Below are 19,645 nucleotides of genomic sequence, written 5' to 3'. Positions count from 1 at the left end.
AGAATCATCTGGTCAATATCAGAAAATATATTCCCCACGAATTCAGTGGAATATATTTTCTTTGTACCTCTATTCTACGTTCGGGCACTGACATTTCCGGCCGCTGGTGCTTGAAAGCGGCAAATCTGTGGACAACTATTTTTTGGCCAAACAGCACCCCTCAGCCGGCGTCGACCATGCCCTCGGAAGCGGACTCCGGGGCGCTACCTGCCTCCCTCGATGTTCCGGCTGCGCTGCTCCTCTGCCTTTGGCCCGTAGGGGTACACGCCCACCTGAGGCCGGCTGGCGTCACTGAGCTGCCGAACCTCGTCCGACGATAGTTCCAGCCGAGATGCAGCCAGGTTGTCCTCCAGCTGGGCAACGGTCCGCGCACCCAGGATCACTGACGTTACTCCGGGACGGCCGGCCAGCCAGGACAGGGACACCTGGGCCGGCCCCACGCCGCGGGCCCTGGCCACGGACTCCACCGCCCCGATCACGTCCCAGGTGTGCGGATTGTCATTGCGCGCCTGCCAAGCCTCCATGCCGCGCTGGGGGTTCTCGCCCAGGCGCGTGGCACCCGTGGGCGGCACGTCACGCGTGTATTTTCCGGACAGCCAGCCGCCGCCCAGCGGCGACCACGGCAGCAGGCCCACCCCCGAGTCCAAGGCGGAAGGAACCACCTCCAGTTCAATGTCGCGGACCAGCAGGCTGTATTGCGGCTGCAGGGTGACGGGAGTATTCCACCCGTGGGCCCGGGCCACATGGACGGCCTTTGTCAGCTGCCAGCCCAGGAAGTTGGAGAAGCCGTAGTAAGCGATCTTGCCCTGGCTCACGGCGTCGTGCAGGAAGCGCAGGGTTTCCTCCAGCGGCGTGATGGGGTCCCAGGCGTGCATTTGGTACAGGTCAATCTGCTCCACACCCAGGCGGCGCAGGGAGGCATCCAAGGCACGCGTCAAGTGGCGGCGAGAGGTGCCGACGTCGTTCGGGGCCGTGCCGGTGGGGAAGCGGCCCTTGGTCGCGACCACCAGCTGGTCCCGCACGCCGGGGCGGGCCGCCAGCCAGCGGCCAATGATCTCCTCGGAAGCTCCGGCCGTGTAGACGTCCGCGGTGTCGATGAAGTTTCCGCCGGCGTCAACATAGCCGTCAAGGATGTCGTGCGAGGTTTCCTCCGAGGCCTCGGCCCCAAAGGTCATGGTGCCCAGCGCGTAGTGTGAAACCACGGCGCCGCTGGTGCCCAGCGTGCGGTACTGCATGGTGTCTCCTTAGTTGTCAGTGGTTGAAGGACGGTCCGGCCGGTGGTCCCGCCAGCTGTGTTCGGGCTCGAATCCCAACAGGCGCCGGGCCTTGTCGATGGATAGCATGGTCTCGTGTTCGCCCAGTTCCCGGGTGACGGCAACCTTCGGAAACACCTCGGCGGCCAGGTCCGCGCTGCTGCGCTCCATGACGGTGTCGGCGTTGGCAACAATGAACGCCTCAAAGCCGGGCTTGCCGTTTTCCAGGGCCCTGGCCACTGCCTGTGCGCCGTCGCGCCCGTCAATGTAGCCCCAGAGGTTCCATTTGCGGGCCAAAGGGTCGGCGTCGAAGGACGGGAAGGCCGCATAGTCCTGGACGTCCATGACGTTGGAGAACCGCAGCGCCACGATGCTCAGCTCCGGGTCCCAGCGGGTGAGTTCCCGGGCCATCTGCTCCTCCAGGTGCTTGACGAGCGAATACGTGCTTTCCGGCCGGGCAGGGTACTCCTCATCGACCGGGATATAGGGCGGGTCGACGTCGAACGGCAGTCCCAGCACCGTCTCGCTGGAGGCGTACACCACCTTCTTGATGCCGGCCCGCCGGGCGGCCTGGAACACGTTGTAGGTGGAGAGCATGTTGTTTTCGAAGGTGGCGGCGTCCGGGATGATGCCCGGTGCCGGTATGGCCCCCAGATGGACGACGGCGTCGAAACCGCTGTGCCTGTCATCCAGTCCCAGGAGAACGTCCACCACCTGGCCGTAGTTGCGCAGGTCCACGACGGCGAGCTGGGGGCTCCGCTCCCCTGCCCGGTCCAGGTTCAGGACCTGGTGCCCGTCGTCGGTGAGGCGGCGCACCACATGGCGCCCGAGCTTGCCGCTTCCACCGGTCACTGCAATTTTCATGGTTTCTCCCTCGGTCTGGCTAACGGCCCCGCACTCCGGCTGACTGCCGGAACGTTGCCCTTGCTTCCACAGTAGGTCCACGGCCGGGCCCGGTGCGTGGCCCTCCCAGTCCTAGGCACGTTCGACGGCGGCGCGCGGGGCAGGCTGGACCTCCGTGAAAGACTGGGCGCATGGACTTGGACGTTTCGCCCGCGCTGACCATTCCGGCATCGGAATTGGGCTGGAGGTTCTCCCGCTCCTCAGGACCGGGCGGGCAGCATGTGAACACCTCGGACAGCCGAGCCGAGCTTTTCTGGAATGTTGCTGGATCGGCCGTTCTGTCTGACGAGCAGCGGGAAAGGCTGCTGGCGCGGCTGGGACGCAGGCTGGTGGCCGGAGTGATTACGGTGGCAGCTTCAGAGGAGCGGTCCCAATTGCGCAACCGTGAAATTGCGATGCGCAAACTGGCTGCAATTGTCGCTGCAGCCCTGGCCCCTGACGCCCCCAACCGCCGGGCCACCAAACCCACCCAGGGCTCAAAGCGCCGGCATTACGCGGCCAAGGTGCACCGTTCAGCCACAAAGGCATTGCGCCGCCGGCCACCCGGCGACTGAGCTTCACACGCCAGACGGGCCCCGCAACGAGTTCGAGTCAGCAGCGTTGGCGACTTACAGAATTCAAAGCCGCCAACGCTGCATACTGACCGCGCAGTCGGTGGCACTCCCGCCCGAGCATGACTTTCTTGATGTCCGCCTTGAGCGCCTTGCCCACCCGCGACCTTGGCAGCCCGGTGCTGACCAGCACGGCCGGCGTGCGTGCGCCACCAGGACGGGGCCCGGTCAATCCTGCGCGGGGCCTCCCCCGCCTTCCAGCCGCTGCTTGAGCAGCGCGACGTTGGCCGGCATTTCCCGGCGGGCCTGGCCGCGGACCACCAGCGGCACCAGCAGCGCCCCGATGCCCCGGCCTTCGAAGTCCACGGAGATCGTCAGCCTTGAGCTCCCGGGGGCCAAAGGCTCAACCGTGACGTCCACTGTTGCCCGGATGGGTCCGTCCGTCCCACGGACGCCCCACGACCCCGGCGGGTTGACGTGCGTGACCACCGAGGTGCTGGTGCGATTGCCGAAACCGATTCGCCGGGTGGTGGTGCAGAGGGAGCCCACCTGGGGACTGCCCTCCGTCAGCATCTGGCCGCTGACCACCCCTTCCTGCCATTCGGCAAAGAGGGCGGGATCAGTCACATAGGCGAAAACATCGGCCGCTTGCCGGTTGACGGCAATGGCTGTGACGACGGCCGGCATGTCAATTGCCTTCCACGAACAGCGCAGCGTAGCGGGCAAGGTAGAGGGGCCAACCGGCGTCGCCGCCCACACCCTCGCCGACGGCCTGCCAGCCGGGGCCATGCCGGTCGATGTGGCGGTGTTCCAGTTCCACGCGAGTCTGCTGCGCGGTGACGGCGGTGAACCGCACCTCCACCTCGCTGGTGTTGTCCGGGTTGCCTTCAATCTCCCATTGCGGCCCAATATCCCAGCTGAACACAACCAAGCCGGGCGGTTCATAGGCAAGGACACGTGCCCACCGGCATTCGCTGCCGTCAACGGCACGGTCGAAAATGTGGCCGCCCACCTTCGGCTCAAAAACGGTTTCGGCGATCGGCGCCTGCAGCAGGTTGTGCTCCGCCGGCTTGAAGTCGCCGAAACGCCCCGTGAAGACGGCAAAGGCGCGCTCCAACGGCGCCTCAACAACGATTTCCCTGCGAACCACCGAGGATTCCTGTTCAGCCATTTTCCTGCTCCTCTACTTCTTCGACTGTGTGCTTGTAGTTCTCCAGCGCCCGGCCCCAGAAGGTGTCCAGCTGGTCCCGCAACGCCCCCACCCCGGCAGGATTGAGCCGGTAGATGCGGCGATTGGCCTCTGCATGGTCGGTCACCAGCCCGGCAGCCTTGAGCACCTTCAAGTGCTGGGACACGGCCGGCCGGCTGACGGGAAGCCCGGCGGCCAATTCGCCAACGGCCGCAGGCCCCCGGGCCAGGCGTTCCACTATCAGCCGCCGGGTGCGGTCGCCCAAAGCCTCCCAGGCATCGTCTGCTCGGTAAGTATCCACGAACGTAAGTCTTCACTTACCATGGCGCCATGTCAAGGCTTTCTCAGGAAGCTCTCAGGATGGGCTGTCCATACTTCTAGGACAAGGGAAGGAAGCGCATGCGGATTTTGTTGGTGGAGGACGAGGTCCTTTTGGCCGAGACCATCCGGCGCGGGCTCTCCAACGAGGGATTCATTGTCGACGTGGTCCACGACGGTGTCAGCGGACTGTGGGCCGCCACGGAAAACCCCTACGACGTGATCCTCCTGGACCTCATGCTGCCGCTGAAGAACGGTTATGACGTGCTCCGTGAACTGCGGGACCGCAAGATTTGGACGCCCGTCATGATGCTAACGGCCAAGGACGGCGAGTACGACCAAACCGATGCCTTTGACCTGGGCGCGGACGACTACCTCACCAAACCATTCAGCTTCCTGGTGCTCGTGGCCCGGCTGCGGGCCTTGATCCGCCGCGGCGCTCCGGAACGGCCCGTCGTGATGACATTGGGCACCCTGACCATGGACCCGGTGACCCGCAGCGTGCAGCGCGGCGGCAGTCCCATCTCCCTGACCGCGAAGGAATACGGCTTGTTGCAGTTCCTGATGCGCAGGCACGGCGACGTGGTCTCCAAGGCGGAAATTCTCGACAATGTCTGGGACCCCGCGTTCGACGGCGGCGAAAACGTGGTGGAGGTTTATGTGGGCTACCTGCGCCGCAAGATCGACACTCCGTTCAACCTCGCCACGCTGGCCACAGTCCGCGGCATGGGCTACCGGCTCAGCGCCGACCGCGCCCCGTCAGCCTAAACACCTCCGCCGTCACCCCGGAAATCACGTGGCGCTGCCCGGCGGAAAGAGCAGTTCGAAACGGCAGGCGCCTGTTGGGGACACCGTGGCCGTGATTGTCCCGCGGTGGGCCCCCATGATGGCTGCGGCGATGGCCAGTCCCAGCCCGCTGCCGCCGCTCTCGCGCGAGCGGCTTGCATCGAGGCGCACAAAACGCTCAAAGATGCGCTCGCGGTCCGCCTCCGGCACGGGGTCGCCGTCGTTGTCGATGACCACGCGCACTCCCCCGGGGCCCTCCACAATCTCAACCGCAATCCTCGAACGGGCGTGCCGGTTGGCGTTGTCGAGGACATTGCGAACCACCTGGCCCAGCCGCTGGGCATCACCCTTGATCCGGACAGGGGTCAGCGTGGCGGTGACGGCGTGCGGGCTCAGGGAACGCAGGCGGCGAATCTCGGCGTCCAGCACGTCGTCAAGGTCCACGTCTGCCGCAATGGTGTCCATGCCGGCGCCGCCCGCCTTGGCGAGGGTCAGCAGCTCATCGACCAGGTAGTGCATGCGTGCAGTCTCCCCGCTGAGCATGCCCTGCAGGTCCCGCCACGAGTCCCCGCTGGGGTCCGAGGCGGCGATCTCCAGCCCGGCACTGATCGTGGCAAGCGGGCTGCGCAACTCGTGGCTGGCGTCCGAGACGAACCTCCGCTGTTCGGCGTCGGAGGCCTGAAGCCGGTCGAGCATCATGTTCATGGTCAGGGCCAGTCCGTGAATTTCGTCATTGCTGGCGGGCACCTCCACGCGCTCATCCAGCCGGGCGGCATCGATCCCGGCCACCTGCCCCCGGATCCTCTCCACCTGGCGCAGCGACCTGCCCACCAGGATCCACACGGACACCCCCACCACCGCCAGCAGCAAGGGCGTCGCGCCAAGGATGAACCATGCCACAGTGGCCACCGAGTCAGACTGGACCTGGACGGTCGAGGCCACCACCACCGTGTAGGTGCCCTGCGGCGTGCCCACGCCCCGGGCCACCACCAGGAACGCGTCCGGATCCCCAATGCTGGCCAGGCTGGAAACACTCTCGGTCAGCGTCTCCCCCGGCCCGGGACGCAGCGCGGAAAGCGGCTTGCCGGCGGCAGAACCCTCCGAGGAGGCGGACACCGCCCCCTGCGGACTGATGATTTGCACGTACTGCCCGCTGTGCGCCGTGGCGGCCAGCGACTGCCCGGCCTCCTGGACGTCCTGGCTGGTGATCATGACGGCGACGTCCGACGCCTTGGACTTTGCCGCCGCTTCGGTGGTGTTGATCAGCGAAGCCTGCAGCAGCAACAGGAGCAAAAGTCCCCCGACCAGCAAGGCCAGGAGAACGACGACGACGGCAGTCGCCGTCGCCCGTTTCCGCACACCCCACTGGGGCCGCCTCCGGCGTCGGGAGGTGGCTGGCCGCACGCGGGAAGGTGTCATGGTTCAACCATGCACGCCCCGCGGGCCCCCGCGCAATTGCAGCACCCGCCGGCTCAGGCTCCTCTCAGCAACCCCATGACAAGCTGGCAGTGAAGAAGACGAAGGAAGGCCGATGGGCACGTTAATCAACACGATATTGCAGGTGCCCCCTGTGGCCGCATACCTGCTCATCACCGCACTGGTCTTCGCCGAGGACGCACTGTTCATCGGCTTTGTCCTCCCGGGGGAAACAGCGGCCATCCTGGGCGGCGTCCTGGCGAGCCAGCACCACCTCCACCTGTGGCTCGTCATCTCCCTGGTCATTCTGGCCGCCATAGTTGGTGACACGGTGGGCTACGAGGTGGGCCGCCACTACGGGCGGCGGGTGCTCAAGATGCGCCTGTTGCGCAAACACGAGCAGAAGCTGGACGCGGCCCGGGATTTCCTGGCCCGCCGCGGTGCAGCAGCCGTTACGCTGGGCCGGTTCACTGCCTTTTTCCGCGCCGTCATGCCCGCCCTGGCCGGCATGTCCCGGATGCCCTACCGGCGCTTTCTGGCCTTTAACGCCGTGGGCGGTCTCCTCTGGGGAACAGGGGCTGTGCTGCTGGGATACTTCGCAGGCAACGCCTACCAAAGCATTGCCAAGGGAGTCGGCCAGACTGTCACCATTGGCGGGCTGGCCGTCATTGCCGGCGCGGCAATCGTGTGGCGCGTCCGGAAGCAGCGCAGGGCACGCGCGGAGCAGGCAGAGCGCTCCCTCCCCGAGCAGGCGCACGGAAATGGCGCCAAACTCGATACGGCCGCCTGACGCCCGCCGCGCGGAGGGCTCCTGATCAGCGGGTGATGGGCGCCCGGTGGTACTGGCTGGGGGCGTAGGAAACCTTCACACCCAGGGAGGCTGCGGCGCGCAGCGCGAAGTTCGGGTCGCGCAGGAATTCACGCCCTGCCATCACCACGTCGGCCAGTCCGGTCGCGATGATCTGCTCCGCCTGGTGGGGCTCGTCGATCAGCCCGACGGCGATGGTCGGCACCCCGGCGGCCGTGCGGACGGCCGTGGCGAACGGAACCTGGTAGCCCGGGCCCACGGGAATGTCGTGCACGGGGACGTTGCCGCCCGTGGAAATGTCGGCAAGGTCCGCCCCATGCTCGGCGGCCCAGCGTGCCACAGTCTGTGTGTCCTCCAGTGACCAGCCGCCGTCGGCCCAGTCCGTGGCAGAGAAGCGCACGGAGATGGGGACTGAACCGCCCACCGCCGACCGGACGGCGTCGATGGTTTCCAGCAGGGCACGGGCCCGGTTAGCGAGTGCCCCGCCGTAACTGTCAGTGCGCGTGTTGCTCAGCGGAGACAGGAACTGGTGGAGCAGGTACCCGTGGGCGGCATGGATTTCGATGAGGTCGAAGCCGGCGTCCACGGCACGGAGGGCAGCGGCGGCGAAGGCTTCAGTGACCCCGCGGATTCCCTCGACGGTCAAGGCGGCCGGGGCCTCATAGCCGGGAAAGCCGACGGCGCTGGGAGCCACCGTGGGCCAGCCGCCGTCGGCCACGGGAACAGTCCCCCGGCGCTCGTCCCAGGTGCGGAAGGTGGACCCCTTGCGGCCCGCGTGGGCCAGCTGGATGCCCGCAACGGCGCCCTGGGAATGGATGAATGCCACTATCCGGGCAAAAATGTCTCGCTGTTGATCGTTCCAGATCCCCAGGTCCTGCGGGGAGATGCGGCCCTCGGGCACCACGGCCGTGGCTTCGGTGAACACTGCGCCGGCACCTCCCCGGGCAAAGGATCCCAGGTGCACCAGGTGCCAGTCGGTGGGCATCCCGTCCTGGTTTTCGGCCGAGTACTGGCACATGGGGGTCACCCAGAGCCGGTTGCGGACGGTGACGCCCCTGACGGTGATTGGATCAAAAAGCGAAGGCACCATGAAAGTTCATACTTCTTTCCACGTGGGACGGGTCAGGCCGGGAATGCCCAGGCCGCCGGGCAACCCTCAGGACCTCCCCCATCAAACTTACGTCATCCAGCCCGCCGATCACCGTCGCCGCCAGGCATCGCTTCAGTTGCGCTGCGGGGCGCCCTCTTTCTGCGGCGTCTTGACGAAGAACCAGGTGAAGACCAAAGCCACGAGTGCCGTGGCCACCAGCAGGGACAGCCCGATCGCGTACTTGTAGTTGGTGGCCGCCGGGTTGTAGGTCATGCCCATGATCAGCGGCGGGAAATAGCCGCCCAATCCCCCTGCGGCACTGACGATCCCGGTAATGGCGCCCACCTTGCCGTCGGGTGCCAGCACGCCCACCCAGGCAAACACGCCACCGGCGCCCAGGCCCAGCGCGGCGGCCATGGCCAGGAACACCGGCCCGGCCTGGACGTCCGCCACCGGCTGCAGGGCGACCAGCCAGCCAAGGACGGCCACACCCGCCACGGATACCACGACCACGGGCTTGGAGCCGATCTTGTCAGCCAGCACGCCGCCGATGGGGCGGGCAATCACTGCTGCCAGGGCAAAGCCGGCAGTGCGGGCCCCGGCGTCTGTCGGCGAAAAGGAGTAAACGTCCCGCAGGTACGTAGGCAGGTATGTGGCAAAGGATACGAAACCGCCAAAGACAACCGCGTAAAGGAAGCAGAGCTTCCACGTGACCGCCAGCTTGGCGGCATCGAGCAGCTTCGGCACAACCGGGGCTGTATTGGGCGTCCACCCGGGGGCGTTCTTCATGAAGAACCACACCAGCACGGCCATGGCGGCCAGCACCCCGGCTATGAGAAAGTGGGTGGGCGCGTAGCCAATCAGGGCCACCAAACGGGGGTTCAAGAACGCGGCGAGTGCCGTGCCGCCCATGCCTGCGCCGAATACGCCCGTGGCAAAGCCGCGACGCGCAGGCGGGTACCACGCACTGACAAAGGGAATCCCGACGGCAAAGACTGTTCCGGCCACACCCAGGAGAAAGCCGGCCGCCAGCACCAGGGCGAAGGAATTCAAGGATCCGCCCAGCGCCACCAGCAACACTGTGGGAATGGTGGCCAGCAGGACAAAGGTAAAGAGGGCCCGTCCGCCGTACCGGTCCGTCAGTATGCCCACCACAATGCGGCCCAGCGAGCCGACAAATATGGGCATGGCGACCAGGACGCCCATGGTCCCCGCCGAGAGTTCCATGGTCCTGGCGTAGTGCGTGCTGAGGGTTGCGATAATGTTCCAGGCCCAAAATCCCACCACGGAGGCGGCGGTGGCGAGAGCGAGGTTCAGGGCCTGGCCCTGCAAGGGTGGCTGCGCGGGCAATGGAGATTTCCTGGTCTGCGGCATGGTCACTTCCTCGAAGCTTGGGTCTTAGCGTTTTCTGGTGTCGCGGTCGTGCGTGCCCACTTCGGACCAGCCGCTGCGGGCTGGCACGCTGGCGCCCTTGTCCCGCGACCGGTACACGATGTAGGGGCGGAAGAGGTAGTGCAGGGGCGCCGTGAATGCATGGACCAGCCTGGTGAACGGCCAGATGGTGAACAGCACCATGCCGACCAGCGTGTGCATGTGGAAGGCCAGGGGCGCGGCCGCCATCGAGGCGATGTCAGGCTGGAGGATGAACAGGGAACGGAACCAGGGTGAAACGGTCTCCCGGTAGGTGATTCCGTGGTCGTTGGAAAATACGCTGGCCACAGTCGTCCAGAGGCCGAAGGCAATGGCAGCCACCAGCACCACGTACATGAGCTTGTCATTGTTGGTGGTGGCCATGAACACCGGCCCGGTCTTGCGGCGGCGGTAGATGAGGATGAGGATGCCACCCAGCGTGCCAACCCCGGCAATGCTGCCCACCAGTAGGGCGTTGAAGTGGTACAGCCCCTCGCTCATGCCCGCGGCTTCGGTCCAGGACTTGGGAATGACCAGGCCAAAGAAGTGCCCGGCAATCACCGCCAGCAGGCCAAAGTGGAAAATGGGCGAACCGATGCGCAGGAGCCGGGATTCGTACAGCTGGGACGACCTGGTTGTCCAGCCAAACTGGTCGTAGCGATATCGCCAGATGAGTCCCCCCACCAGCACGATGAACATGACGTAGGGCAGCACGCCCCACAGAAGAAAGTCCATTTCAGTTCCCTTTCATTGGCAGCAGGCGCGGGTCGTAGGGATCGAGCCCCACGGATTCAGTGGGCGGGCCGTAGCCAGCCATCCGCATGACCGCCTGCTCGTCCGCCGGCGAGGCGCCGGGCAGTGCATCACAGACGGCCTGGACAATGGATTCGTGCGGCAGGTTGTCGCGCCGAAGTCCGAACTTAATCAGTTCCAGGCTGGGCCTGTACCGCTGCAGAAGTTCCCGGCCCGACGCCAGGTCCACCGTGGCGGCGTACTCCAGCACCATGGGCAGGTAGTCGGGCAGTTCGCCGCGGGTGTCGACGAGGATGTCGCTGCCCCGGTACACCTTTTTGAATGCACCGAGCACCTCGCCGCGGCGGCGCGTGTCGCCGTCGGTCCAGTAGGACAGGTGCAGGGCGTGGCGCTTGCCCAGGTCAAACTCCTGCACATACTGGCCCTGCAGTTCCATCAGGGAGGTGTTTTCCAACAGTGAAAGCACGACGGCGAAGGGGCCGGTTGCGCCCGGAAACTCGCCCAGGGCGGCGCGCACCAAGGGCACGCGGGACACCAGCTCGGCGTCCGGGTAGGACAGGCACCAGGCTGCGGCCAGGAAGGTCACCTGGACCTTGCGGCTCACGAGCCCCCACCACCCTCAATGTCCGCTTGGACCGGCGGTTCGGTGGGGTGGCGCTGCGGAAAAAGCCCTTCGGGCGCCCCGTTGCCGTCCCAGTTGAGCAGGTTGACGCGGCCCCGCAGGGTGTCGGAGCCCGCAAGGGAGTCCGAGGTCTGCCGGTCCTGCAGGGCGTGGAAGGTCTCCACAGCCACCGGGGTGGGGCGGCCGCTCGCCTCGCCAAACGGCGAATTCCCCATGGCACCCATGCCGGGGCCGCCGTCGAAGTCCAGGGAGCAGCCCATTTCCTCCAGGTCGTGCGCCTGTTCGGCGTGGGCCTTGGGGATGACGTAGCGCTCGCTGTACTTGGCGATGGCCATGAGCCGGTACATCTCATACATGGTGGCCCCGTCCATGCCCACGGACGCCGGTATGGACTCATCCGGGTCGTTGCCCAGCGAGATGCCGCGCATGTAGGAACGCATGGCCGCCAGCTTGCGCAGCACCAAGGTAACGCGGTCCACGTCCCCGGCCGTGAACAGCTCAGCCAGATACTCCACGGGAATGCGCAGTGCGTCAATGGCGCCGAACAGCACGTCCCGGTCCTCCGCATCGTGGCCCTGGTCCCGCAACAGGTCCACCACGGGAGAGAGCGGCGGAATGTACCAGACCATGGGCATGGTCCGGTATTCCGGGTGCAGCGGCAGAGCCACGTTGTACACCTTGGTCAGGGCGTAGACGGGCGACTTTTGTGCAGCGTCAATCCAGTCCTCCTGGATGCCCTGCTCGCGGGCGGCCTTGATGACGGCGGGGTCATTCGGGTCCAGCAGGATGTCCATCTGGGCCTGGTAGAGGTCCTGCGGGTCGGTGACGGAGGCAGCAGCGGTGACCGCGTCGGCGTCGTACAGGAAGAGGCCCAGGTAGCGCAGCCGGCCCACACACGTTTCCGAGCACACGGTGGGAAGGCCCACCTCGATGCGCGGATAGCAGAAAGTGCACTTCTCGGCCTTGCCGGTCTTGTGGTTGAAGTAGATCTTCTTGTACGGGCAGCCTGTCATGCACTGCCGCCAGCCGCGGCATTTGTCCTGGTCCACCAGCACAATGCCGTCCTCCACCCTCTTGTAGATGGCGCCGGAAGGGCAGGAGGCCATGCAGGACGGGTTCAGGCAGTGCTCGCAAATACGGGGCAGGTAGAACATAAAGGTCTGCTCAAACTCGAGCTTGATCTTGTCCTCGGACTCGCGGCGGACCTTCTCCACGATCGGGTCCAGGTGGCCCATCTCCGTGGTGCCGCCAAGGTCGTCGTCCCAGTTGGCGCTCCAGGTGATCTTGGTGTCCTTGCCGGTGATCAGGCTTTTGGGCCGCGCCACCGGGAAGTCGTCGCCCAAAGGCGCGTCCACCAGGGTCTTGTAGTCGTAGGTCCAGGGTTCGTAGTAGTCCTTCAGCTCCGGCTGGAGGGGGCTGGCGAAGAGGCCGAACAGTTTCTTCACCCGCCCTCCCGCCTTGAGCTTGAGGCGGCCGCGCTTGTTCAGCTCCCAGCCGCCCTTCCACTTTTCCTGGTCCTCATAGCGCCGCGGATAGCCCTGCCCGGGCCGGGTTTCAACATTGTTGAACCAGACATATTCCACGCCCGCACGGTTGGTCCAGGCCTGCTTGCACGTGACCGAGCACGTGTGGCAGCCGATGCACTTGTCCAGGTTCATGACCATGCCCATCTGGGCCATAACTCTCATTAGTACTGCACCTCCTGGGAACGGCGCCGGATGGTGGATATGTTGTCCCGCTGGTTTCCCGTGGGGCCAAGGTAGTTGAATGCGTAGGTCAGTTGCCCATAGGCGCCGATGAGGTGCGAGGGCTTGACCAGCAGGCGGGTGAGCGAGTTGTGGATTCCGCCGCGGCGGCCGGTGGCCTCCGACTTCGGCACGTCAATGGTGCGTTCCTGTGCGTGGTAAACGTAAACCACGCCCTCGGGCATGCGGTGGCTGACCACGGCACGGGCCACGAAGACCCCGTTCATATTGACGCATTCCACCCAGTCATTGTCCGCGACCTTGATGGAGCCGGCGTCCTGCGGGCTCATCCAGACCGTGGGCCCCCCGCGGGAAAGCGAGAGCATGAGGAGGTTGTCCTGGTATTCGGAGTGAATGGACCACTTCGAGTGCGGTGTCAGGTAGCGCACCACCACCTCCAACTCGGAATTGGGCCCGATCTTGGGCTCGCCAAACAGCCGGTGCATGTCAAGCGGCGGGCGGTAGATGGGCAGCGCCTCGCCGATGTCGATCATCCAGTCGTGGTCCAGGAAGAAATGCATCCGCCCTGTCAGCGTGTGGAATGGCTTGAGCCGCTCAATGTTCTGGGTAAACGGCGAGTAGCGCCTGCCGCCGGTTTCGGAGCCGGACCATTCCGGGGAGGTGATGACCGGCACCGGGCCGGCCTGGGTCATGGCGAAGGTGATGTGCTTTTCCTCCGAGCCTTCCGCCAGGTCCACCAGCTTGACGCCGGTGCGCTTCTCCAGCTCCTTGAAGCCGGCCACGGCCAGCTGGCCGTTGCAGGTGCCGGAAAAGGTCAGGATGGCCTCGGCCATTTTCGCGTCCGTGTCGATGGCTGGCCGCCCATGGGCAAAGCCGCCCATCATGACACCGTTCGCCTTGGCCAGACTGCCAAGTGCCTCATCCAGCTTGTAGTTGACGTCCTTGACGGTGAAGCCCAGCGTGTCCGCCAGGGGCCCGACGGCGGCCAGCTTGTGGGCGATGGCCGTGTAGTCCCGCTCCACCACGGTGAAGTTGGGCATGTTGTGGCCGGGTACGCCGTCGATCCCCTCTTTGCGCCAATCCCGGACCACGCCGCCGGGCTGGGCAATCTGGCCCACCGTGTCGTGGATCATCGGCACCGTGACCAAATCGCGCCGGGTGCCCAGGTGCACCGCGGCCTGGCGTGAGAATTCCTCGGCCAGCAGGGTGAACATTTCAAAGTCCGTCTTGGTTTCCCATGGCGGGTCGATGGCGGGGGTGAAGGCGTGCACGAAGGGGTGCATGTCCGTGGAGGAAAGGTCATGCTTTTCGTACCAGGTGGCCGCCGGGAAGACGACGTCGGAGAGCAGGGTGGTGCTGGTCATGCGGAAGTCCGCGGACATGAGGAAGTCCAGCTTGCCCTCGGGCCCCTTTTCGTGCCACTTCACGTCGACGGGCTTCAGCGATGCTTCGCTGTCCTGGCCCATGACGTTGTTGTGGGTGCCGAGCAGGTTGCGCAGGAAGTACTCGTTGCCCTTGGCGGAGGAGCCGAACAGGTTCGATCGCCACAGAATGAGCGTGCGCGGCCAGTTTTCCGGGGCGTCGATGTCTTCGATGGCCGGGTTCAGGGTCCTGTCCTTCAGGGACCGGGCCACCCAGGTTTTCTCGTCCGGAGCCTCCCCGGCGGCGACGGCGGCCGCGGCGTCGTCGGCAATGTCCAGCGGGTTCCTGTCAAAGAAGGGGTAGAAGGGCATCCAGCCCAGGCGTGCCGACTGGGCCAGGGCGTCCGCGGTGTGCATGCCGTCCAGGTGCCCGGTGGACAGCGGGGACTTGAGGGCGTCCGCCGAGTAGCCGTCCTGGCGCCACTGGTCGGTGTGCATGTACCAGTAGCCGGTGCCGATCATGGTCCGCGGCGGGCGGGACCAGTCCAGGGCGTTGGCCACTGACACCCAGCCCGTGAGCGGTCGGGTCTTTTCCTGGCCCACGTAGTGTGCCCAGCCGCCGCCGTTCCGGCCCATGCAGCCAGTCAGCATGACCATGGCCAGCACGGCACGGTAGGTGGTGTCGCCGTGGAACCACTGGCAGATGCCGGCGCCCATGATGATCATGGACCGTCCCTTGGACTGCTCGGCGTTGCGGGCAAACTCGCGGGCCACCCGGATGCACGCCTCTGCGGGGACGGAGGTGATCTCCTCCTGCCAGGCCGGCGTGTAGGGGGTTGAGGCGTCGTTGTAATCCACCGCCCAGTCTCCGGGGAGGCCATCGCGGCCCACCCCGTACTGGGCAAGCATCAGGTCAAAGACCGTCGTGACCAGGTGGCCTCCCACCATCAGGGTGGGTACCCCGCGCCGGAGTATTGAACCGGCGCCCTGGGGGTCTTCAAAGCAGGGCAGCAAGATTTCGGCCGAATCGGTGGAGACTTCCTGCAGGCTCAGGGCCGGCTCAATTCCGGCCAGGTCCAGGTTCCACTTGCCTTCCCCCGAGGCCGAATAGCGGTCGCCCAGGGTGCCGTTGGGCACCACGGCCCGCCCTGCCGCCTTGTCGAACATCATGGTCCGGAACGCGGCGTCCTCCGTCCCGGCAAGGGCGGTGATGTCAGCGGCGGTGAGGAATTTGCCGGCGCTGTACGTCCCGCCGTCGCGCTCTTCAAGGCGGACCAGGAACGGCAGGTCCGTGAAGCGGCGCACATAGTCCTGGAAGAACGGCACCTGCCGGTCCACGAAGAATTCCTTGAGAGTGACGTGGCCCATGCCCATGGCGAGGGCGGCGTCGGTGCCGGCCTGGGCCGGGAGCCATTCGTCCGCGAACTTGGTGTTGTCGGCATAGTCAGGGCTGATGGCAATGACCTTGGTGCCGCGGTAGCGGACCTCAGTCATCCAGTGGGCGTCCGGGGTGCGGGTGACGGGGACATTGGAGCCCCACATCATCAGGTACGTTGCGTCCCACCAGTCACCGGATTCCGGGACGTCGGTCTGGTCGCCAAACACCTGGGGGCTGGCAACGGGAAGGTCCGCATACCAATCGTAGAAGGACGTCATGACCCCGCCAATGAGCTGGACAAAGCGCGTGCCGATGGTGTGGCTGACCATGGACATGGCAGGAATCGGCGAGAAGCCCGACACCCGGTCCGGGCCGTACGTCTTGATGGTGTTCACGTGGGCGGCAGCCGCAATTTCCAGGGCCTCGGCCCAGGACGTGCGGACCAGGCCGCCCTTGCCGCGGGCATTCTGGTAGCGGCGGCGCTTCTCCGGGTCGCCTGCGACTTCGGCAAAAGCCAGGACAGGGTCGTGGAGCCTCGACTTGGCCTCGCGGTACATCTCCACGAGCACACCCCGGGCGTAGGGGAAGCGCACCCGGGTGGGTGAGTAGGTGTACCAGGAGAAAGCCGCGCCGCGGGGGCAGCCGCGCGGTTCGTACTCCGGGCTGTCCGGGCCCACTGACGGGTAATCCGTCTGCTGGGACTCCCAGGTGATGATCCCGTCCTTGACGTAAACCTTCCACGAACACGAGCCCGTGCAGTTCACGCCATGGGTGGAGCGGACCACCTTGTCGTGGCTCCACCGGTCACGATAAAAGATGTCGCCGGCACGTCCGCCCTCCCGAAAAACTGCGCGGGAATCATCGGTTTCCTCCCATTTGGTGAAGAAGCGCCCCAGTTTCAACATCGCGTCCGACGCAGGACCGTCAAGGCCCGCGACAAATGTTTTAGCAGTCATGGCCCCACCCTATGGTAGCTCGAATCAGATGACCAGAGTGCGGGAAATAGTCAACAAATGGGTGATCCAATTCTTGCGCCAGCATTGCAACTTTCATGCGTGTCCGCCTTTCGGGATGGTGGGCATAATTCCGTTGGTAACCCGCACCAGCACCTGCCGGTAGTCCAATTGGGCCAGTTCCCCGGGGACGATCTCGTCCCAGTGCCGGGGCGCCGCCACGGTGGGGCGCTTCCGTCCCCGCAGCGAGTACGGCACCACGGTGGTTTTTGCGAGCCAGTTCTGGCTCCAGTCGATAAACACCTTCCCGCGGCGCAGGTCCTTGCCCATGCGGCTGACCACCAGGAGCGGGTGGTCTCGTTCCAGGGACAGGGCCATTTCCCGGGCAAGTGCGGCAACCTCTTCGGAGGTGCGTTGGCCGTCCAGCTGTGCGTATAGGTGGATGCCCTTGCTGCCGCTGGTCACCGGCAGGGAATCGAGGCCGTTCCGGTCCAGGCAGTCCCGGGCCAGAAGGGCGACGGCGGCGCACGCGGCCAGGCCCACACCCTCCCCCGGGTCCAGGTCAAGCACTAACCGGTCAGGAAGCTGGGGAGTGCAGCCAGCCCCAAACGTCCACTGCGGGACATGGATTTCCAGGGCGGAAATCTGGGCCAGCCACAGCAGGGTGCGTGCGTCGTTCACGAGGGGGTAGCTGTTGTCGTGGTCCTTGTGGTGCATCGTGCACCGCAGCACCCAGTCCGGCGTCCCGGCTCCCAGGTTCTTCTGAAAGAAGCTCTCACCAGGGTCCGCGTCAGTTCCCACACCGTCCACCCATCGCTTGCGGGTTGCCGGCCTGTCCCTCGCCCACGGCATAAGGACGGGCGCCACCTGCAGGTAGTACTGGGCCACGTCCAGCTTCGTGGTGCCGGTGGACGGGTAGAGTACCTTTGCGGGATTGCCCAGCGTGACAGTGGTGCTGTCAACCACAATATCCAGGTGGGTCACTGTGGACCCAGCAGCCAGTTCGGGGCTTCACTTGCCGGGGAGTCTTCGTGGTTCATGACCAGCACCGGGCACCGTGCGTGGGCCACGCACGCTTGGCTGACCGAGCCCACGACGAGACCGGGAAAGCCGCCATGTCCCCGGCGTCCCAGCACCAGCATGTCGGCACCGTCGCTCGCCTCCAGCAGCACCTGCCTGGCATGGCCCTGGACTAGCCGGGCAGTCACATTGTCAGGCGCGCTTTCACCAAACGCCGCAACAACGGCATTGTCGAGCACCTTGCGTGCCCCACTTTCAAGGTCCACGGTGCCGAGGGCGTAAGGGAGGGCCACAGCAGTTGGCACGCTCCAGCAGGCCACCGCATCCACGTGGGCACCAGTTGCCTGGGAAATGCGCGCGGCTGCCACAAGGGCTGCGACGGAGCCCGCGGACCCATCGATGCCAACCACAATGCGTCCCCCTGACGGCAAGGCGTTCATCCGGAAATACCCCGTTCCTGTTTTGTCTTTCCATGGTCCATGCTGGCGCAGTCCCATCGGCGGTGGCTAGGGTCAAAGGGCCCTAGTCGGAACAGGTGAAACAGTTGGGACAGGTGGGATTACCGCCCTGGCCGGGCTGAACTAGCCAGCGAGCCGGGTCCGGAAGTGGGGACCTTGTTCCCTATGGCCTGCCGGCCCTGGCAGGCTACGCTGTGGATCGTGCCCACTCATTTTGAACGCTACGCAGAAGTCGCACAGATTCTGGCCCGCCATGGCTTCGGTTCACTCGCGGCTGCACTGGGACTAGGACGGCTGCATCTGGGTCCGATGCCGCACAGGCCCGGCATGCTGGCCAATCCGGACCGACTGGTCCTGGCGCTGGAAGAATTGGGCCCCACCTTCATCAAGCTGGGGCAGCTGCTCTCAACCCGGCCGGACATTCTCCCCCAGGGGTATCTGGTGGCATTGTCGCGGCTCCAGGACGGGGCACCGCCCGTTTCCCCGGAGGTCATCCGTTCAGTCATTGTCCAGGAATTGGGGGCCGTCCCCGAGGAGTTGTTTGAGTCCTTCTCCGACACGCCCCTGGCCAGCGCGTCCATCGGCCAGGCCCATGCGGCCACGTTGCATGACGGCACCGCCGTCGTCGTCAAGGTCCGCCGACCGGGCGTGGTCGCCCAGGTCCAGGAAGACTTGGAGATTCTGCAGAACCTGGCCCACCAGGCCGGCCGCAATTGGGCTGCCGCGGCGGACTACAACGTGGAGGCGGTGGCCGCGGCCTTCGCGGAAACCCTGCGCGCCGAACTGGACTACCTGCGGGAAGGGCGCAACGCGGAGAGATTCGCAGCCAATTTCGCCCATGATGCCAGCATTCACATTCCAAGGATCTTCTGGGAGACCACCACGTCCCGGGTTCTGACGATCGAAAGAATATACGGGGTCAAGATTGATGACGCCGACGTGGCTGCCCTGCCCGCCCCGGACCGGGACGGGCTGGCCAACCGGGCCGCCAGGGCGGCCGCCAAGATGATATTTGAGGACGGTTTCTTCCATGCCGACCCTCACCCCGGGAACCTGTTTGTCGAGACCACCGGACGGATCGGACTGATTGACTTCGGCATGGTGGGTGAAATTGGTAACGGGCTTCGGGAGCGGCTAGGCAAACTCCTGCTCGCTTTCAGCCGGAACGATCCTGACCGAATATGCCGCGCCCTTCTGGAACTCTCCATCAGCAGGAAGACAGCAAATCCTGACGCGCTCCGCCAGGACCTGGCGCACTTCATGGAACAGTACCAGGGGCGCGCCTTGGGTGAAATCCATCTGGCCTCCCTGGCCACGGAATTGCTCGGCTTGCTGCGCAACCACCACCTTCAGCTGCCCAGCGAGATCGCCATGCTGACGAAAATGATTGTCATGACCGAAGGCATGGGTGTGCGCCTGAATCCCGAGTTCAACCTGGGTGAAGTACTCAAGCCCTATGCCGGCCGGCTGGCCTTCGAGCGGCTCATCCCGCGCAAGCTGCCGGGTCTGCTGAAGCAGCTGGGGCTTGACGCGGCCGACTTCGGCACAAATCTCCCTGCCAGGTTGGAGCGGCTACTGCAACAGCTCGACGACGGCGTTGAAGTGCACCTGCGCGCCGAGGAACTGGCACCCCTCATGGCCCGTGCCGAGCGCATCGGCAACAGGGTGGT

General features: G+C 65.5%; 18 protein-coding genes. 4 read left to right on the top strand and 14 right to left on the bottom strand.

Translation table 11 applies throughout. The features are described from left to right. Nucleotides 1–203: 203 nt before the first annotated feature. On the bottom strand, nucleotides 204–1,235 hold the full coding sequence (locus LPN03_RS17975) for an aldo/keto reductase (RefSeq protein ID WP_165183583.1): 1,032 nt from the start codon (nucleotides 1,233–1,235) through the stop codon (nucleotides 204–206). Between the two features lie 9 nt (nucleotides 1,236–1,244). After that, a complete protein-coding gene (locus LPN03_RS17970) occupies nucleotides 1,245–2,117 on the bottom strand; it encodes an NAD-dependent epimerase/dehydratase family protein (RefSeq protein ID WP_165183584.1) in 873 nt (290 codons plus the stop codon). 170 nt (nucleotides 2,118–2,287) lie between these two features. On the opposite strand from LPN03_RS17970, the gene arfB reads away from it, so the two are divergent. Continuing rightward, a complete protein-coding gene (gene arfB / locus LPN03_RS17965; protein WP_165183585.1) occupies nucleotides 2,288–2,710 on the top strand; it encodes an alternative ribosome rescue aminoacyl-tRNA hydrolase ArfB in 423 nt (140 codons plus the stop codon). Between the two features lie 225 nt (nucleotides 2,711–2,935). Here arfB and LPN03_RS17960 read toward each other — a convergent pair whose 3' ends face one another. From LPN03_RS17960 to LPN03_RS17950, 3 genes are read right to left on the bottom strand one after another with little or no spacing between them, the layout of a single operon-like run. After that, nucleotides 2,936–3,394: an SRPBCC family protein gene (locus LPN03_RS17960; protein ID WP_165183586.1), complete on the bottom strand. Its 459-nt coding sequence runs from the start codon at nucleotides 3,392–3,394 to the stop codon at nucleotides 2,936–2,938. A gap of 1 nt (nucleotide 3,395) precedes the next feature. Next, a complete protein-coding gene (locus tag LPN03_RS17955) occupies nucleotides 3,396–3,878 on the bottom strand; it encodes an SRPBCC family protein (protein ID WP_165183587.1) in 483 nt (160 codons plus the stop codon). Then, nucleotides 3,871–4,197, bottom strand: a complete 327-nt coding sequence (locus LPN03_RS17950) for an ArsR/SmtB family transcription factor (protein ID WP_165183588.1) — start codon at nucleotides 4,195–4,197, stop codon at nucleotides 3,871–3,873. The genes LPN03_RS17955 and LPN03_RS17950 overlap by 8 nt, the downstream gene beginning before the upstream one ends. 98 nt (nucleotides 4,198–4,295) lie before the next feature. Here LPN03_RS17950 and LPN03_RS17945 point away from each other — a divergent pair, with 98 nt between their 5' ends. Beyond that, nucleotides 4,296–4,982 carry a response regulator transcription factor gene (locus LPN03_RS17945; RefSeq protein WP_165183589.1) on the top strand — a complete coding sequence of 229 codons (687 nt, stop codon included), beginning with the start codon at nucleotides 4,296–4,298 and terminating at the stop codon, nucleotides 4,980–4,982. A gap of 24 nt (nucleotides 4,983–5,006) precedes the next feature. On the opposite strand, the gene LPN03_RS17940 is transcribed toward LPN03_RS17945, so the two are convergent. Continuing rightward, on the bottom strand, nucleotides 5,007–6,419 hold the full coding sequence (locus LPN03_RS17940) for a sensor histidine kinase (protein ID WP_165183590.1): 1,413 nt from the start codon (nucleotides 6,417–6,419) through the stop codon (nucleotides 5,007–5,009). A gap of 112 nt (nucleotides 6,420–6,531) precedes the next feature. Between LPN03_RS17940 and LPN03_RS17935 the strand changes: the two genes are divergently transcribed. Continuing rightward, nucleotides 6,532–7,206: a DedA family protein gene (locus LPN03_RS17935; protein WP_165183591.1), complete on the top strand. Its 675-nt coding sequence runs from the start codon at nucleotides 6,532–6,534 to the stop codon at nucleotides 7,204–7,206. A gap of 25 nt (nucleotides 7,207–7,231) precedes the next feature. Here the strand turns inward: LPN03_RS17935 and LPN03_RS17930 are convergent, their stop codons facing one another. The 8 genes from LPN03_RS17930 to LPN03_RS17895 form a co-directional block, all read right to left on the bottom strand. Continuing rightward, nucleotides 7,232–8,314 carry an NADH:flavin oxidoreductase/NADH oxidase gene (locus LPN03_RS17930; protein ID WP_165183592.1) on the bottom strand — a complete coding sequence of 361 codons (1,083 nt, stop codon included), beginning with the start codon at nucleotides 8,312–8,314 and terminating at the stop codon, nucleotides 7,232–7,234. 132 nt (nucleotides 8,315–8,446) lie between these two features. Beyond that, entirely contained in the window at nucleotides 8,447–9,688 is a 1,242-nt protein-coding gene (locus LPN03_RS17925; RefSeq protein ID WP_165183593.1) for an MFS transporter, read from the bottom strand. A gap of 24 nt (nucleotides 9,689–9,712) precedes the next feature. Beyond that, on the bottom strand, nucleotides 9,713–10,459 hold the full coding sequence (gene narI / locus LPN03_RS17920) for a respiratory nitrate reductase subunit gamma (RefSeq protein ID WP_165183594.1): 747 nt from the start codon (nucleotides 10,457–10,459) through the stop codon (nucleotides 9,713–9,715). Nucleotide 10,460: 1 nt separating this feature from the next. Continuing rightward, nucleotides 10,461–11,081 (bottom strand): nitrate reductase molybdenum cofactor assembly chaperone, encoded by a 621-nt coding sequence (gene narJ, locus LPN03_RS17915; protein ID WP_165183595.1) that lies wholly within the window; start codon nucleotides 11,079–11,081, stop codon nucleotides 10,461–10,463. Continuing rightward, the gene (narH, locus tag LPN03_RS17910; RefSeq protein WP_165183596.1) at nucleotides 11,078–12,787 is read right to left on the bottom strand and encodes a nitrate reductase subunit beta; all 1,710 of its coding nucleotides are present in this window, start codon (nucleotides 12,785–12,787) and stop codon (nucleotides 11,078–11,080) included. The genes narJ and narH overlap by 4 nt, the downstream gene beginning before the upstream one ends. Further along, nucleotides 12,787–16,500, bottom strand: coding sequence for a nitrate reductase subunit alpha (locus tag LPN03_RS17905; protein WP_262455364.1), 3,714 nt, complete (start codon nucleotides 16,498–16,500; stop codon nucleotides 12,787–12,789). The genes narH and LPN03_RS17905 overlap by 1 nt, the downstream gene beginning before the upstream one ends. Before the next feature lie 93 nt (nucleotides 16,501–16,593). Further along, entirely contained in the window at nucleotides 16,594–17,481 is an 888-nt protein-coding gene (gene ligD, locus LPN03_RS17900; RefSeq protein WP_165183597.1) for a non-homologous end-joining DNA ligase, read from the bottom strand. Beyond that, nucleotides 17,478–17,957 carry a universal stress protein gene (locus LPN03_RS17895; RefSeq protein WP_165183598.1) on the bottom strand — a complete coding sequence of 160 codons (480 nt, stop codon included), beginning with the start codon at nucleotides 17,955–17,957 and terminating at the stop codon, nucleotides 17,478–17,480. Before LPN03_RS17895 ends, ligD begins: the two co-directional genes overlap by 4 nt. Nucleotides 17,958–18,176: 219 nt before the next feature. Between LPN03_RS17895 and LPN03_RS17890 the strand changes: the two genes are divergently transcribed. Continuing rightward, on the top strand, nucleotides 18,177–19,645 hold a 1,469-nt coding region (locus LPN03_RS17890), incomplete at its 3' end, for an ABC1 kinase family protein (RefSeq protein ID WP_262455363.1).

The organism is Arthrobacter sp. A2-55 (assembly GCF_025548615.1).
GTDB lineage: Bacteria > Actinomycetota > Actinomycetes > Actinomycetales > Micrococcaceae > Specibacter > Specibacter silviterrae.
This window is presented reverse-complemented; position numbering and strand designations above follow the sequence as displayed.

Coding starts and splice junctions, on each gene's coding strand:
- LPN03_RS17935 (WP_165183591.1), top strand. CDS start 6,532: ATGGGCACGTTAATCAACACGATATTGCAGGTGCCCCCTGTGGCCGCA.
- LPN03_RS17930 (WP_165183592.1), bottom strand. CDS start 8,314: ATGGTGCCTTCGCTTTTTGATCCAATCACCGTCAGGGGCGTCACCGTC.
- LPN03_RS17960 (WP_165183586.1), bottom strand. CDS start 3,394: ATGCCGGCCGTCGTCACAGCCATTGCCGTCAACCGGCAAGCGGCCGAT.
- LPN03_RS17945 (WP_165183589.1), top strand. CDS start 4,296: ATGCGGATTTTGTTGGTGGAGGACGAGGTCCTTTTGGCCGAGACCATC.
- arfB (WP_165183585.1), top strand. CDS start 2,288: ATGGACTTGGACGTTTCGCCCGCGCTGACCATTCCGGCATCGGAATTG.
- LPN03_RS17940 (WP_165183590.1), bottom strand. CDS start 6,419: ATGACACCTTCCCGCGTGCGGCCAGCCACCTCCCGACGCCGGAGGCGG.
- narH (WP_165183596.1), bottom strand. CDS start 12,787: ATGAGAGTTATGGCCCAGATGGGCATGGTCATGAACCTGGACAAGTGC.
- LPN03_RS17925 (WP_165183593.1), bottom strand. CDS start 9,688: ATGCCGCAGACCAGGAAATCTCCATTGCCCGCGCAGCCACCCTTGCAG.
- narI (WP_165183594.1), bottom strand. CDS start 10,459: ATGGACTTTCTTCTGTGGGGCGTGCTGCCCTACGTCATGTTCATCGTG.
- LPN03_RS17895 (WP_165183598.1), bottom strand. CDS start 17,957: ATGAACGCCTTGCCGTCAGGGGGACGCATTGTGGTTGGCATCGATGGG.
- LPN03_RS17905 (WP_262455364.1), bottom strand. CDS start 16,500: ATGACTGCTAAAACATTTGTCGCGGGCCTTGACGGTCCTGCGTCGGAC.
- LPN03_RS17970 (WP_165183584.1), bottom strand. CDS start 2,117: ATGAAAATTGCAGTGACCGGTGGAAGCGGCAAGCTCGGGCGCCATGTG.
- LPN03_RS17955 (WP_165183587.1), bottom strand. CDS start 3,878: ATGGCTGAACAGGAATCCTCGGTGGTTCGCAGGGAAATCGTTGTTGAG.
- LPN03_RS17975 (WP_165183583.1), bottom strand. CDS start 1,235: ATGCAGTACCGCACGCTGGGCACCAGCGGCGCCGTGGTTTCACACTAC.